Annotated in this window: 15 protein-coding genes and 1 tRNA gene; 2 read left to right on the forward strand and 14 right to left on the reverse strand. The window is 71.5% G+C overall.

Going from position 1 to position 13,335, the window contains the following annotated elements; genetic code table 11:
- The first annotated feature begins 528 nt into the window (after nucleotides 1–528).
- Nucleotides 529–3,213, forward strand: coding sequence for an AAA family ATPase (locus ACLJWH_RS29690; protein WP_411144993.1), 2,685 nt, complete (start codon nucleotides 529–531; stop codon nucleotides 3,211–3,213).
- Between the two features lie 7 nt (nucleotides 3,214–3,220).
- On the opposite strand, the gene ACLJWH_RS29695 is transcribed toward ACLJWH_RS29690, so the two are convergent.
- From ACLJWH_RS29695 to ACLJWH_RS29735, 9 genes are all read right to left on the reverse strand, one after another.
- Complete coding sequence (locus ACLJWH_RS29695; RefSeq protein ID WP_411144994.1) at nucleotides 3,221–3,667, reverse strand: acyl-CoA thioesterase; 447 nt, start codon at nucleotides 3,665–3,667, stop codon at nucleotides 3,221–3,223.
- A gap of 122 nt (nucleotides 3,668–3,789) precedes the next feature.
- On the reverse strand, nucleotides 3,790–4,224 hold the full coding sequence (locus tag ACLJWH_RS29700; protein WP_411144861.1) for a hypothetical protein: 435 nt from the start codon (nucleotides 4,222–4,224) through the stop codon (nucleotides 3,790–3,792).
- A gap of 169 nt (nucleotides 4,225–4,393) precedes the next feature.
- Complete coding sequence (locus ACLJWH_RS29705) at nucleotides 4,394–4,849, reverse strand: hypothetical protein (RefSeq protein ID WP_411144862.1); 456 nt, start codon at nucleotides 4,847–4,849, stop codon at nucleotides 4,394–4,396.
- An 11-nt stretch (nucleotides 4,850–4,860) separates the two neighbouring features.
- A complete protein-coding gene (locus ACLJWH_RS29710) occupies nucleotides 4,861–6,189 on the reverse strand; it encodes a hypothetical protein (RefSeq protein ID WP_411144863.1) in 1,329 nt (442 codons plus the stop codon).
- Nucleotides 6,189–6,506 carry a WXG100 family type VII secretion target gene (locus ACLJWH_RS29715; RefSeq protein ID WP_411144864.1) on the reverse strand — a complete coding sequence of 106 codons (318 nt, stop codon included), beginning with the start codon at nucleotides 6,504–6,506 and terminating at the stop codon, nucleotides 6,189–6,191. Before ACLJWH_RS29715 ends, ACLJWH_RS29710 begins: the two co-directional genes overlap by 1 nt.
- Before the next feature lie 464 nt (nucleotides 6,507–6,970).
- Nucleotides 6,971–7,057: transfer RNA gene (locus ACLJWH_RS29720), tRNA-Ser, on the reverse strand.
- A gap of 72 nt (nucleotides 7,058–7,129) precedes the next feature.
- Nucleotides 7,130–7,630 carry a tRNA adenosine(34) deaminase TadA gene (gene tadA / locus ACLJWH_RS29725; protein ID WP_411144865.1) on the reverse strand — a complete coding sequence of 167 codons (501 nt, stop codon included), beginning with the start codon at nucleotides 7,628–7,630 and terminating at the stop codon, nucleotides 7,130–7,132.
- Between the two features lie 71 nt (nucleotides 7,631–7,701).
- A complete protein-coding gene (locus ACLJWH_RS29730; RefSeq protein ID WP_411144866.1) occupies nucleotides 7,702–8,262 on the reverse strand; it encodes a hypothetical protein in 561 nt (186 codons plus the stop codon).
- Nucleotides 8,263–8,451: 189 nt separating this feature from the next.
- Nucleotides 8,452–8,670, reverse strand: a complete 219-nt coding sequence (locus tag ACLJWH_RS29735; protein ID WP_411144867.1) for a hypothetical protein — start codon at nucleotides 8,668–8,670, stop codon at nucleotides 8,452–8,454.
- A 210-nt stretch (nucleotides 8,671–8,880) separates the two neighbouring features.
- Between ACLJWH_RS29735 and upp the strand changes: the two genes are divergently transcribed.
- Nucleotides 8,881–9,516: a uracil phosphoribosyltransferase gene (upp, locus tag ACLJWH_RS29740; protein WP_052855613.1), complete on the forward strand. Its 636-nt coding sequence runs from the start codon at nucleotides 8,881–8,883 to the stop codon at nucleotides 9,514–9,516.
- Between the two features lie 152 nt (nucleotides 9,517–9,668).
- Here upp and ACLJWH_RS29745 read toward each other — a convergent pair whose 3' ends face one another.
- From ACLJWH_RS29745 to ACLJWH_RS29765, 5 genes are all read right to left on the reverse strand, one after another.
- Complete coding sequence (locus tag ACLJWH_RS29745; protein ID WP_411144868.1) at nucleotides 9,669–10,322, reverse strand: LytR C-terminal domain-containing protein; 654 nt, start codon at nucleotides 10,320–10,322, stop codon at nucleotides 9,669–9,671.
- 166 nt (nucleotides 10,323–10,488) lie between these two features.
- Nucleotides 10,489–10,785, reverse strand: coding sequence for a type II toxin-antitoxin system VapB family antitoxin (locus tag ACLJWH_RS29750; RefSeq protein WP_003986294.1), 297 nt, complete (start codon nucleotides 10,783–10,785; stop codon nucleotides 10,489–10,491).
- 372 nt (nucleotides 10,786–11,157) lie between these two features.
- Nucleotides 11,158–11,817, reverse strand: coding sequence for a hypothetical protein (locus ACLJWH_RS29755; RefSeq protein ID WP_411144869.1), 660 nt, complete (start codon nucleotides 11,815–11,817; stop codon nucleotides 11,158–11,160).
- Complete coding sequence (locus ACLJWH_RS29760; RefSeq protein WP_411144870.1) at nucleotides 11,814–12,575, reverse strand: sigma-70 family RNA polymerase sigma factor; 762 nt, start codon at nucleotides 12,573–12,575, stop codon at nucleotides 11,814–11,816. The genes ACLJWH_RS29755 and ACLJWH_RS29760 overlap by 4 nt, the downstream gene beginning before the upstream one ends.
- A 30-nt stretch (nucleotides 12,576–12,605) precedes the next feature.
- The gene (locus tag ACLJWH_RS29765) at nucleotides 12,606–13,229 is read right to left on the reverse strand and encodes a hypothetical protein (RefSeq protein ID WP_411144871.1); all 624 of its coding nucleotides are present in this window, start codon (nucleotides 13,227–13,229) and stop codon (nucleotides 12,606–12,608) included.
- Nucleotides 13,230–13,335 lie beyond the last annotated feature (106 nt).

The raw sequence follows: 13,335 nt of genomic DNA on the forward strand, positions 1-13,335 counted from the left end.
CGGATTTTTCTTCAGGGAACCGATGATGCCCGCCAGTTTTCCGGAGAACGTCATGTCATTGAATTCGTTGTCGGGTGAGCAGGCTTTATGGCGCAGCCGTACCCGATCGGAGTGACGTACCGGTACGCGCCGAAGATGTTCTCGTCCTCGGCGATATTCGCCTGCATCGCGGACTTGAGTACCGTCTCGCCCCGGAGCGTGCGGTGGGTACCGGGGACCCAGGGCGGTGAGGCCGACGACCAGGGAGAACGGCCGCCGCGGCGGTGAACAACGCCTTCCGCGTGCCTGAAATGCCCTCGGGTCTGCGTTTGCGCATACGTGGATTCACCTCAATCTTTCTGAGCGAGAGCTGGAAGGGGATGAGAGGAAGGGAATGGGAGGAAGGGAGGAAAAAGACAGTGAATCCATTTATCACCTCACCGCGTGCTGGACAGTCCCGGGCGGCCGGTCCGAGAAGGAGCGATATCCGACTGGGATAGGGTTGACCGGCTGCGAGAGCAAAGGGGAGAGGTCCGGGTGATTCTGGGCATGGCGGAGGCGCCATTGGGGCGAGGCTCGGAGCTCCGGGTGCTGACCGATGCCGTCGGGGCGTTGGCCGGAGGCCAGGGCCAGGTGATCGTCCTGTCGGGAGAGACGGGCATCGGCAAGACGACATTGCTGCGGCAGGCCGGGGATCTCGGGCGCGCCGCGGGGGTTCATGTGCTGTGGGCCAACGGCAGTGTGCTGGAGCGTGAGTTCGCCTTCGGCGTCGCGCGGCAGCTGCTTCCGGAGCTCGACGGAGCCCTGCTGAAGACGCGGGCCGAGGCTCCGTTCGAGGCGATTCAGGCGCTCTTCGCCCGGGTCGGGGAGATCGCGGTCGCCGGGCCTGTGCTGCTGGTCGTCGACGATCTGCAATGGGCCGACGCCGCCTCGCTGCGCTTCCTCAACTACGTCGCGACCCGGATCGGCACACTGGCGGTCACCGTGCTGGCCGGGCGGCGCCTGGACGACACGAACGGCGAGCCGCTCGTCGCCGAACTGACCGCGCGTGCGCACCAGGTGTGGGTGGCGCCCTTGGCAGTGGCCGACGTCGCGGAACTGGCCGGGCGGGTCTTCGACGACGAGGTGGACGACGAGTTCGCGCGGGCCTGCCACGCGGCGAGCGGCGGCAACCCGTTCCTGGTCGCCGAGGCGCTGGCCGTGCTCAGGGAACAGGGCGTACGCCCGACCGGGGACGGCGTCCCGTACGTGGCGACCGTGACGTCGCGTGCTGTCGTCGACCGCACGGCGTCCCGCCTGCGGACCGTGGACGGCGCCCTGGAGCTGGCGCAGGCGCTGACGGTGACCGGTGATCACGGCCGTCTCGAACTGGCCGTCGAGGTGGCGGGGCTCGGGACGGAGCAAGCCGCGTCGGCCCTGGACGCGCTGTTCCGCGGCCGCGTGGTGCGGTACGAACGGGACGCGGTCGTGTTCGTGCACTCCATCGTCGCTTCGGCGGTGGCCGCCACGCTCAATCCGCTGCGCGCCCGTGCCTGGCATGCGAAGGCGGCGGAACTCTGCCACCGCCATTTCCGCACGGTCGAGCGGACCGCCGCCCACCTGCTTCAGGCCGGGCCGCCCCACGCGGGCTGGCAGGTCGACGCGCTGGCCGAAGCGGCGGAGGCCGCCCACCGGGTGGGCGCGTTCGAGTCGGCCGCCACCCTGCTGCGGCACGCGCTGAGCGCGGCCAGCCTGCCCGACGACCTGCGGTTGCGGCTGCGCGCCGGGCTCGGCGCCGCCCTGATCTTCGACGATGCCGTGGCCTCGCGGGAGATGCTGACGGACGTACTGCCCCTGACCAGTGGCCGGCTGTATGCCCAGGTGGCCTCCGATCTGCTCCTCGCCACGTTGAACACCGAGGGGTTCATCGCCGGGACGAAGCTCGTGGGCAGCGTCATCGACGAGGTCGCCGAGCATGACCTGGCCGCCGCCCTGCCCCTGATCGCCCGCTCGATGGGTACGGGCTGGTTGTCCGACAGCCCGGTCCGCGCGCTCCTCGACCGGGTGGAGGCCGTGGCCGACAGCCACCCGCACGGCCCGGCGATCGTCGCCGCGGCGCGGGCCCAGCTCGCCGGAGAGATCATGTCGGACGCCGCGGCCGCCGCCGCCCGCGCGACGCGTGCGCTGGAACTCTTCTGGGGCTCCGGTGAACCCGAGGCGGCCGACATGTCCATCCCGCTCGGGGCAGTCCAGGGGCTGCTGGTGGCCGAACGGTTCGACGAGGCCCTGGCCTGGGCGGCGCGGGCGGAGGAACTGGCGGCTCGCCGCGGTTGGCCGAAGGTGCTGCGGGGCGCGGCCTGGGCGCGGTACGCGTGCGCGTTGCTGACCGGGCACACCGACGCCGCGCTGTCCGCCGCCCGGGACTTCGAGGCGTCCGGGATCGCCCTGGGGAGCGGAAAACCGTTGCCCTACTCGAACGGGTACGTCGCGGGCGCACTGCTCGCGGCAGGGCGTCCCGACGAGGCGGAAGCGGCGCTGGGGGCACTGGCCCTCGGTGAACTCCGCGCGTCCGACCAGTTCGTCGCGGCAGCCACCCGGGCCGCCCTGCGGCTGGCGCAGCACCGGTGGGCGGAGGCGCTCGCGGACGCGCTCATGTGCGGCCGGCTGCTGCCCAAGACGGTGGCCAACCCGCTGATCGCACCGTGGCGGCCCATTGCGGCGCTGGCCGCGCACGGCCTCGGCGACCCGGCGCAGGCGCAGCGGCTGGCCGACGCGGAGCTGCACCTCGCCCGCCGGTGGGGCACCCCGCACACGCTGGGCCTCGCGCTGAGCACGGCCGGGATCGTCCACGGCGACAAGGCGCTGGTGCGCGAGGCCGTCGACGTCACCCGGGACACCCCCGCTCGGGCCGCATCGATGTGGGCGTTGCTGGCGCTCGACGAACCGGACGCACTGACCGAGGCGCTGCGGATCGCCGAGCAGAACGGGTGGGGGGCGGTCGTCCCCGCGGTCCGCGAGGCGCTGCGCGCCCACGGCCGACGGCCGGGCACCCGGCCGGTCACTGCGCTGACCCGCGGTGAGCGGGCGGTGGCGGACCTGGCGGCTCGCGGGCTGACGAACGCGGCGATCTGCGACCGGTTGCATCTGGCGCCGCGCACGGTCGAACAGCATCTGACGCGTACCTACCGGAAGTTGGGCATCACGGGGCGTACCGGGCTGGTGCCCGCGCTACAAGCCGACGGGTGGACGCCCTGAGCACCCGTCACGCCGCGCTCAGAGCGGCCTGCGGCTGCGGCTCCAGCCCGGCGGCGGCTCGCAACTCGTCGCTGAAGGGGGCGGGACGCAGCGTCTTGGGATCGAGGTTGACGATCACGCGGTGGCCCTCCGCGTGGACCACCGACCGGTCGGCGGACAGCACGCGGAAGCCGTGCACGCAGCTGGTCGTGCCCACGCGTTCGATCCAGAAGTGGACGACCGGCGCGCACATTCCGGTGATCGGCTGGTGGAAGACCACCTTGACCTCGCGGATGGCCATGAAGAAGTCGGGGAACGTGGACACCGCGGCGTCCGGGGACCAGCCGCGCCGAACCCAGTACGCGTTGATCGCGCGCTCGGCGAGGGCCACGTAGCGGGAGTTGTGGAGCATCCCCATGGGGTCCAGATCGTCGAGGTGGACCGAGAGCTGCTCGAACTGTCCGGGGTCTTTCATGGGGCTCACCTGGTACTCCCTGGAAATGCGGTGGATCGACAGCGACAAGCTAGGCCGGGTCCTGACCGGTCCGGAACCGCGCACTTCCGCCGCACGCTAAATACGCGGTCCGCCGCGCAAAATCAGTGGTGTCCGCCGCCCGGTTGACGGTGGTCCCAGGTGAAGCAGGCGTCTGGCGTCATCACGTGGTGCTCTGGCCCCTGGCCGTTCGGGACTTCGGCGGCCGGGCCGGGGCCGGTGCCGTCGCCCCTCCGGATCCGGCCGGCCGCACCGCGCCGCCGGACAGCGGCTCGCAGCCGGCCGAGGACGTGGGGGAGCTGATCGGCCGGTGCCGCGAAGGGCTGCACGAGGCCGCTGACCTGCGGCGGATACCGCAACGCGGCCGGCTCGACGGTGGAGTAGCTGATCTCCCGTACCGCCGCAGCGACGTCCGCCGCGAGCTGAGCGGCGCTCTTGGACAGGTGGCTGCCTTCCAGGTAGTGGGCCGGACAGAAGAACGGGCTGACGGCGCACGCCGCCTCGCTCTCCTCGGGCTCACACGATGGCGAACTGGACATCAGGTGACTGCGCTGAAGCCCTGCAAGGGTGGAAGGGGAAATTCCTCTGCCAGTTATCCCCTGGGTGCGCGGCGCGCGCTCGGCGGCCTGCAAATCGGAGCCGCGCAATTCCGTGTCAACTTCTAGCCGCCCCGGTGCTCGGTACACCCGGCCGTTGCTCAAGACCGCGTCAGATAAGGGGGTTCACGCCGATCGCTACTTCTGCGTTGGCGAGCATTCGCGCGATCTGGATCGGGAGGTTGCCGAATTCCTCCATGACGACATCGAACGGGTCTACGGAGCTGACTTCGCCGCCGAGTGCCGCGCCCTCGATGACGTAGCGGAAGCCGCTGGGCGAGGTCTCGTCATCCAGGACCTTCCACGACGCCCCGTGCTCGTGAATTCCGACATCCGCCACATACGCTGCCAGGTCACTGTGCAGGGTGAACCAGTCGTCCTGCTCGAATTCGTCGAGCGGGAGCCTGGATACGTAATCCTGTAGTGGGCCGATCAGGATCAGCACGTCCTGTTCGTACTGCTCGGCAGGGACGTTGAGCATGTCGGCGATCCCGAGAACATTTTCGTGCGCCTCCTGAGCCCACTGTTCGAGGTCGGCCCGAGCCTGGTCTGACGCGGAAATCTGCATTCCTTCTCTCCCTAGTGGTGTTCCACGAATATTATACCGGCTTCCTTGAGGTATTCACGTAATTCCTGCGAAGGTCCTGCGTGAAGGAATACCCACCGAGGGTCGAATCCCGGATTCATTCTTCGTAGCGCGATGTCTTTGTGGATCTGCTCTTTGATGTGCTTGCTGAGCGGCACCTCTACTTGCTGAGGTACATGCTGGCCGGGGGCCACCTCGACCATGCGGTACTGCTGGTAAGTCTTCACCTCGACCCCGAGCGTCCGGCCGTCAGGCAGCGGGACAGGTACGTCGACCTTTCGCCCGCCGGTGGCGGTGACGGGGTATTTCGGGTCCTGATTCGTGGGGACGGGGTAGTGCTTCTCGCCCTTGCCGCCGTACATCTCGCGCACGTGGTCTTCCCCTGTGGACCAGCGCTTGCGCTTGTCGCGCATCTTCCGCACCTGCTCCAGTGAGGGACCGTCGTTCCCCTTCGCCAGCTGTCCCCGTCGGGGAGGGGGCGGGAGCGCGGGGACCTCGTCGCCGTTTGCGGCGCGGAACATGCGGGAGGCGGAGCCACGCGGCAGGGAACCACCGCTGGTCATGGCGAATCGAGGAGCGCCGAATCCCAGGGATTCCAGGTGAATTCCGTCGAAGTTCCGGAGCGCGGTCTTGACTCCGCCGACTTCCGAAACAGCCCGTGCCGTACGGGCAGCGCCCCCGAAAGCGCCTCCCATGAGCACACCGGTGACGCCTGCGTCCTTGGCCTCGGCGAGGTTGACTCCGTGCTGGTCGCCAAGGAGGTTGCGGCCGCCTTGAGCGACGACTACGTCGACGGTGATGGCTTCGATGCCGCCGATGGCGGCGGTGGCCAGGACCGTTCCGGCGATCTCGGCGACGGTGGCGGAAACGGCGACGCCCGCCGTACTGGCGGCCGCGATGATCGCTTCGATGGCGCCGGCTGCGGCGACCTCGCTGATACCTCCGGTGAAGAGGGCCAACACGGTTCCGGCGACCAGGACCGCCCCGGCGATTTCCAGCTCGTGCTCGATCTTCTTCTTGGCCTCGGCGATCTGGTCGGCGAACTTGTCCAGCGCCTTGGCCATGTTCCGTGCGGCGGAGGCGACGTCGTCGAGATACCCCTTGCCGCCGCCGTGGTACTTCTTCCAGAAGCCGCCGAACGCCTCGATCGACTTGCCTTTGTTGTTGTCGATGACGTCCTGGGCCTTCTTGTGGCAGGCGGCCTCGTCGGCGAAGGTGCGCCAAGCGCGGGCGGCCTCGCGCAGTTCGTCCTCGTCGCCCTCCGGCCACCACATGCCGGTCAGATCCTGAACGATCTCCTTGGCCTTGTCGGCAGCCCCCATCACTTACCGCCGTCGAAGCCGGACTTGGCCGAGCGGTCAGCTTCCTCATGGTTGGCCGCCATATCGCTCATGGCCTTGGTGATGCTCGACAGGCCCTTGGCCAGAGCTTCAGCCGCCTTCTCGATCTGCGCCCGGTGTGGGGCATAGACATGTTCGAACTTCTTGCCCTGCTCGTCACTGCCCCACGGCTCCCCTAACCCGCCTAACGCATGCCGAAGCTTGGATTTCGCCCGCTCCAGGGCCACGGACTCCCGGTGGAACGTCGGAGCAGCGGACTTCAGCTGATCGGTGTCCACCTCGAAGCTTTCACCAGCCATGCTCTGCCTCCCCCTTGGCCAAGTGCTCGCCACCGTTGCGAGCGCTGACAGCGCTCCCGGCTATGCGTAGCGACCATGGCATGCAGCACTGACAACCGCCCTGGTGGAAGCGCATTTCAGCCACAGCGATGCGGCACCTGATTTGGCCCTCTGCGCCGGCTGGTAGCCCCGGCACCGCCGCCCGACGGGTCCGCCCGGTCAATGCCGCTGCCAGGAATCCCGCGTGCCCGGCGCCCGAGGCGCATCGCGGATGCCTTGCTCTTGCATCCGGGAACATCCCGCTGGCCTCTGCAAGACCCTGTGGGGGCGCTCCCACCGAGGGCTGCTTTAGAAGCCCTCGCCCGTAGGGGAGTTGGTGACAGAAGTGGTCTCGTCGGAGTGCTTGGGCAGCACATGTGTTGCCCAAGCAGCACGCAAAACACCCCCCTGACCGCGTTTCCGCAGGTCAGAGGGGTGTTTATGAGCGGTAGCGGTGGGATTTGAACCCACGGAGAGGTTGCCCCCTCACACGCTTTCGAGGCGTGCTCCTTCGGCCGCTCGGACACGCTACCGAGAGAGAGCTTAGCCCACGGGGGGCCGTGCTCCGAAATCGGGTGACGGGGGAGGGGCGGGCGGGGGCGGTGTCAGCGGTTGCGGAAGAAGGCGGTGAGCAGGGCGGCGCAGTCGGCTTCGAGGACGCCGGTGATGACCTCGGGGCGGTGGTTGAGGCGGCGGTCGCGGACGACGTCCCAGAGGGAGCCGACGGCGCCGGCCTTGGCGTCGCGGGCGCCGTAGACGACACGGTCCACCCGGGAGAGCACGATCGCGCCCGCGCACATCGTGCAGGGTTCGAGGGTCACGACGAGGGTGCAGCCGGTCAGCCGCCACTCCCCGACGGAGCGTGCGGCGGCCCGCAGGGCAAGGACCTCGGCGTGTGCGGTCGGGTCGCCGGTGGCCTCGCGTTCGTTGTGGCCGGTGCCGAGCACCGTGCCGTCCGCGGACAGCACGACGGCGCCCACCGGGACATCGCCGGTCCCGGGGGCGAGCGCGGCCTCGTCCAGCGCCCGCCGCATCGGCGCGGTCCAGGGATCGCGCAGCGGGTCGGGTACGGGGGAGGACAGTGGGGCGGATGGGGGGACGGTCATGTCCCCAGTGTCGGGGACGTGACCGGGGCGGGGCCCAGGGGACGGCCGGCGGCTCTCCGTGCCGGCCGCCGCTAGCGCACGGCTTCCAGGACTTCCGTGCAGCCGAGGGCGTCGGCGATGGTGGAGAGCGCGTCGCCGTCCAGGGCGAGCAGTTCCCGCTCGCTGACGCCGAGGTCGGCCAGGAGCCGGGCGTCGCCGAGCGGGCCGGGCGGCGGTAGGAGGGTGTCCGCGCCGCTCACCGCGGAGTCGTCGGTATGGATGTGGTGGTTGTCGTCATCGTTGGCGTCCGATTCGGGTTCGCCGTCCTCCGTGCCGTCCAGGTCGAGGCTGTCGAGGTCGGTCATGTCGTCCTCATCGCGGCCGAGGAGCTCGTCGGTCAGCATCGCGCCGTACGAGCTTTTGGCGGCGGCGGCGGCGTGGGACAGGAAGACCCGCGGGTCCTCCTCGCCGTCCACCCGGATGACGCCGAACCAGGCATCCTCCTGTTCGATGAACGCCACCACCGTGTCGTCGTCGATCGCCGCCTCCCGGGCCAGATCGACCAGATCGGTCAGCGTCTCCACATTGTCGAGCTCCGTATCGCTCGCTTCCCACCCGTCTTCGGTGCGCGCGAGCAGTGCGGCGAAGTACACCGTGACTCTCCCACTGGATAGGTGTGCCGGGCCTGGCGGGGCGGCGCTGGCTGCGCCGTAGGTCCCGCCCCCTGGGAATCGTGGCAGAAACAGCGCCGCCACGCCGGGTCTTCGGCGTTGCGTCGTGCGTACGTTATGAGAGATGTCGCTCACGTGCCGGAGCGCGGACGGGGGCGCGTAGCCGCGCGGCTACCAGCGGAACGTGCGCATCCGCACGGCCTGGCGCATCCGGGCGGCCCGTGCGCGGCGCGGCTGGACGCGGTCCCGCAGCTCCTTGGCCTCGTGCAGTTCACGCAGGAACTGCGCCCGGCGCCTTCGGCGCGCCGCGTCGCTCTCGGCGCTCCGGTCACCGGACGCCGCGTCCGCCGCGGCGTCCGCCGCCTCGTCGGCCTGCTCATGGTCGGACACGCCGCACACCCCCTCGGGCGAGGTCCGCGCTCCGTACCGGAGCCGCGGACCGGGTGTCTGTGCACACGGTGCACGCCTTCCCTGGAAGGCGTATGTCCACACTTTCCCTTGTATTGGTGGTTTGGTGCAGGTGTGGCTGCGGTGCCGGGATGGTCGCGGGGCGCCCCGGGCCGGGCGCCGGGGGTCTCCGGCTCGGTTACTGTCGATGTCATGCGGATCCACGTCGTCGACCACCCGCTGGTGGCGCACAAACTCACCACACTGCGCGACAAGCGCACCGACTCCCCCACGTTCCGGCGGCTCGCCGACGAGCTGGTCACCCTGCTCGCCTACGAGGCCACCCGGGACGTGCGTACCGAGCAGGTCGACATCGAGACCCCGGTGACGGCGACCACCGGTGTGCGACTGTCGCACCCGAGGCCCATGGTCGTCCCGATCCTGCGGGCCGGTCTGGGCATGCTGGACGGCATGGTCCGGCTGCTGCCCACCGCCGAGGTCGGCTTCATGGGCATGGTGCGCAACGAGGAGACGTACGAGGCGCAGACCTACGCCACGCGGATGCCCGACGACCTCTCGGGCCGGCAGGTGTACGTCGTGGATCCGATGCTCGCCACCGGCGGCACGCTCGTCGCGGCGATCCGCGAGCTGATCAAGCGTGGTGCGGACGATGTCACCGCGATCTGCCTGCTGGCCGCGCCGGAGGGCGTCGAGGTCATGGAGCGCGAGCTGGCCGGTGCGCCGGTGACGGTGGTCACCGCGGCGGTCGACGAGCGGCTGAACTCGGCCCGCTACATCGTGCCGGGACTCGGCGACGCGGGGGACCGGATGTACGGCACGGCCGGCTGAGCCGACCGCCCGCCGCCCCACCCCGCCCTCTCACCTGATCATCGCGTTCGGGCCCCTTGCCGCAGACCGGCGAGGGGCCCGAAGGTTTTTCTCCGGACGCCTTCAGGGGCGGCCGGCCCGCGCGGAGCGGACGCGGGTGCGGCGGGCGGGTGTCAGCACTTGGTGCTGTCGGAGGGAGCCGGGGCCGGGTGGGTCAGCTGGGTCAGGGACTTCTCGGCGTCCTGCGGCCGGGCCAGTTCCTTGAACGCGTCGCCGATGATCAGGTCGAGTTCGGCGTCCGCGCGGTCGTCGGTCTTCTGCTCGGCACCGGCCAGCTGGGTGGCGAGCACCTTCAACGGGCCGTCGACCGCGGCCTTGGGGCCGACCAGCACCCCGGCGGTCTTGACCTTCTTGTCGAAGGCGGCCGGGGCGTTGCCCACCTCGCCGATCTTGAAGCCGCGCTTCTTCAGCTCGTCGGCGGTGCGCTTGGCGAGTCCGCCGTGCGGTGTGGCGTTGAAGACGTTGACGGTGAGGGAGCCCGGTTTGGGCAGCGCTTTGCCGGCGACGGGTCTGGCGCTGTGCTGCCCCGCGGCACCCTCGTCCCGGCATCTCCCCTTGCCCGGCGCGGCGTCGGCCGTACCGCTCGTGCCGCCGAAGACGTCGATGAGCTGTGCGGTCCCCCAGCCGGCCAGGCCGAGGACGCAGACCGAGACGGCGGCGACGAGGGCGATCCGGCGGCGGTGCCGGGGACGGCGCATCCTCGGATACCTGCCGCCCGTGACGCGGTACTTCTTACCGCCCATGCCTGGGGGCGTCAGCATGCTCATGGGCGCAGCGTAGTAGGGGCCAGGGGCCGTGCCTACTAAATGATCAACCCGTGGCGCAAGACCCAACCCAAAAGGATCAATCCGGCCACGGGGGCGGGACGGAGGGCGGGGGAGGGGCCGCGCGGGGCGGCCGGGCGCCGGCAGGGCGCCGGCAGGGCCGGTGCCGTCAGCCCAGTTCGAGCACGCGGGCGTGGAGGACCTGGCGCTGCTGGAGCGCCGCGCGTACGGCGCGGTGCAGCCCGTCCTCCAGATAGAGGTCGCCCTGCCACTTCACGACATGCGCGAAGAGGTCGCCGTAGAACGTCGAGTCCTCGGCGAGCAGCGTTTCGAGGTCGAGCTGCTGCTTGGTCGTCACCAACTGGTCGAGGCGTACCGGGCGCGGGGCGACATCCGCCCACTGGCGGGTGCTCTCCCGGCCGTGGTCGGGATACGGCCGCCCATTTCCGATGCGCTTGAAGATCACACGGAAAGCCTACCGGGCGAGCGGCGCCGGGCGCAGCCAGGCCGTGGAGTACGAAGGCGATCAAAGGCCATATGACGGGAGGAGTCGCCTGGTGGGAGTGCCGGTGGTGACGGGGACCCGGGCAGGGGGCTGCTGCTTGCGTTCGGTGGTTACCCCTTGCGGGCGTCCGAGCGGTGCATCGCGGACGTTCGCGCGGTGCGCTGCGTCCGCGCGGTGCGGCTGCCGGAAGCTGACCCTGGCGGCGCGCCGGCCGACGTGCACGGGGCGCCGCCGTCCGGCCCGGGCCGGGGGCTGTTCGCCGCGCCCGCCCCGGCCGTCGGCGGAGCGGGCGCGCACGGGGGAGGGGCGCGGGGGGCGGGGACACCGTCCGGGTCAATGCGCCGGGATGGGGGTGCCCGTCTTCGGTGAGGGGGGTGTGGCCGGTGGGGCGATCTGGCGTCCCGTCTGATCCGTCGGCTGCGGTGTCGGGGTGTTCTGCGCAGGGCGCCGGGGCGGGCGGACCCGGACCGGGTCGGAGGGCCGCGGGCCGACGGGCCTGCCGCTCAGGCCGGGGCCGGTGGACGGTTCGCCGGGCGTGTGCCGCAGGGCCGGGCCGGTGGGTGCGGGGGGCGACGGGGACGGGCTCACCGGGCTCGGCGACGACGCGGGCACGGGGCGGGCCGGCGGGTCGCCAGGGGCGAGCGCGAGATAGCCGGCCGCGGCGGCGGTGGCCGTGGCGGCGGCCGCCAGGGGCAGTCCGAAGCGCCGCAGCCCGAAGCGGCGCAGCCGGGCCAGGGGGCCGGGACGGCGGTCGCGGCGCGGATACGGTCCCGGCGGCTCGGCGGGCCGCAGGTCACGGATGTCGATCGATTCGGCGCGGGCCGCGAACGCCCGGCGGAGCCGGTCCTCGACGGGGCGGATTCCGGCGGAGTGATCCTCGGTGGGGCGATTCCCGGCGGGGAGGTCATCGGTGGGGTCGTGGGGGGCGGGGCCGTCGGGGCCATAGGGGGAAAAGGGGCCGTCGGGGCCTGTTCTGCTGCCGCTGCCGTTCACGGCCGCGCCTCCAAGATCTTCTCCAGGGAGTCCAGGGCACGGCTGGCGAGGGACTTCACCGAGCCGCGGCTGATCCCGAGGGCCGTCGCGATCTGCGCTTCGGTCAGGTTGCCCCAGTACCGCAGGACGAGGACCTCCCGGCGGCGGGCGGTCAGCTGCTTCAGGGCGGCGAAGACCTCGCGGTGTTCCTCGTCCAGCACGATCAGCTCCTCGACGGAGGGCGCGTTTGCCTCGTGCGGCGGGGTGTAGCCGCGCGCGGTCCGCCGGCGCCGCAGGACCGAGCGGGCGGCGTTGACGACGGCGGTACGCAGATAGGCGAGGGCGTTGTCGACGTCGCCGAGCTGCTCGCCGTGGCGCTTGTAGAGCGCGGTGAACGCGTCCTGGACGACGTCCTCGGCGGTCGCCCGGTCGTCGACGAGCATGACGGCCAGCCGGACCATGTTCAGCCGGTGCGCATGGTAGAGCTCGCTGATGGTGGGCTGCGGGGTGCCGGACGCGTCGGGGGTGCCATGCCTGCCGGGTGCGCCGGGTGTATCGGGTGTGTAGCCGGGGTGCGGACCGACGTGGTGTGCCGGTGCGGGTGTGGGTGCGAGGGCGGACACCGGGCGGACGGTGCGCAGCAGTCGCTGCCACCGGCCGGGCGACGGACGCCGCACCGGGGGCGTCCAGCCCTGGGCCGGCCCGGGTGTCACGGCAGGCCGCAGCCCCGGCACGGTGAACCGTGCCGGGGCGGTGTGCGAGGCGGCGGAGTAATCCATCTCTTCCTCGGGCGGGCGCCGCGCCGTGGCTCAGGCGCGGTGGCGGCGGACCGCGAAGATGGTGCCGCCACCCGCGGCGATCAGCCCGGCGGCGGTGCCGCTCATCGCCACGGTGGCGGCGGGGGAGGCACCGGTGTGGGCGAGCTGCTTTTGGCTGTCGGCCTCCACGGCCGGCTTCGCGGAGTCGTGGCGGACCCCGGCGCTGGGCTGTGCGCCGTTGCTGCCGGCGCCACGGACCGCGGGGCGGCCCTCCGACGGCGCCTGGCTCGGCTCGGCGCCCTTGCCGGGCGCGGCTGTCGGGGCGCCGTGGCCGGGGCTCACCACCTTCGGCGCGGCGGCCGAGGCGCCGTGGCCGGCGGGCTGGGGTGCCGCGGGGGTGACGGCCGGGTTGCCGTGGCCGGCGGGGCGGGGCGCGGCGGGTGCGGCGGCCTGGGCGGGGGCACCGCCCGAGGTGCTGACCGAGGGGCGCTCGGCGACCTTCGGAGCCGAGGAGTCGGCGTGCGCGGTGCCGGCCGCCGTCAGCGCCGCCAGCGCGACCGCCGCCAGCAGTCCGGCGCCGGCCGCGCCGCGCCGGCGGATGCGGCCGGCGGGGCGCGGTGCGATGCCTTCGGCCACGGACGACTCGATGCGGTGCGGGGTGCGTGAGAAGTTCACAGTGGGCTGCTCCACGTTCGGCGGGACGGCGCCTGATGGCGCCCTCACCTCTGACGACGTGCGGCGGGGGCCGGGGTTGCCGCCCGGTCCCAGAAAGTTTTCGAGG

Source organism: Streptomyces sp. x-80 (assembly GCF_046549095.1).
Taxonomy (GTDB): Bacteria; Actinomycetota; Actinomycetes; order Streptomycetales; family Streptomycetaceae; genus Streptomyces; species Streptomyces celluloflavus.

What these genes read in the sequence shown, in the direction of transcription:
- upp (WP_052855613.1), top strand. Translation starts at nt 8,881, where the DNA reads ATGCGGATCCACGTCGTCGACCACCCGCTGGTGGCGCACAAACTCACC.
- ACLJWH_RS29705 (WP_411144862.1), bottom strand. Translation starts at nt 4,849, where the DNA reads ATGCAGATTTCCGCGTCAGACCAGGCTCGGGCCGACCTCGAACAGTGG.
- tadA (WP_411144865.1), bottom strand. Translation starts at nt 7,630, where the DNA reads ATGACCGTCCCCCCATCCGCCCCACTGTCCTCCCCCGTACCCGACCCG.
- ACLJWH_RS29745 (WP_411144868.1), bottom strand. Translation starts at nt 10,322, where the DNA reads ATGAGCATGCTGACGCCCCCAGGCATGGGCGGTAAGAAGTACCGCGTC.
- ACLJWH_RS29700 (WP_411144861.1), bottom strand. Translation starts at nt 4,224, where the DNA reads ATGTCCAGTTCGCCATCGTGTGAGCCCGAGGAGAGCGAGGCGGCGTGC.
- ACLJWH_RS29760 (WP_411144870.1), bottom strand. Translation starts at nt 12,575, where the DNA reads ATGGATTACTCCGCCGCCTCGCACACCGCCCCGGCACGGTTCACCGTG.
- ACLJWH_RS29715 (WP_411144864.1), bottom strand. Translation starts at nt 6,506, where the DNA reads ATGGCTGGTGAAAGCTTCGAGGTGGACACCGATCAGCTGAAGTCCGCT.
- ACLJWH_RS29690 (WP_411144993.1), top strand. Translation starts at nt 529, where the DNA reads ATGGCGGAGGCGCCATTGGGGCGAGGCTCGGAGCTCCGGGTGCTGACC.
- ACLJWH_RS29710 (WP_411144863.1), bottom strand. Translation starts at nt 6,189, where the DNA reads ATGGGGGCTGCCGACAAGGCCAAGGAGATCGTTCAGGATCTGACCGGC.
- ACLJWH_RS29695 (WP_411144994.1), bottom strand. Translation starts at nt 3,667, where the DNA reads ATGAAAGACCCCGGACAGTTCGAGCAGCTCTCGGTCCACCTCGACGAT.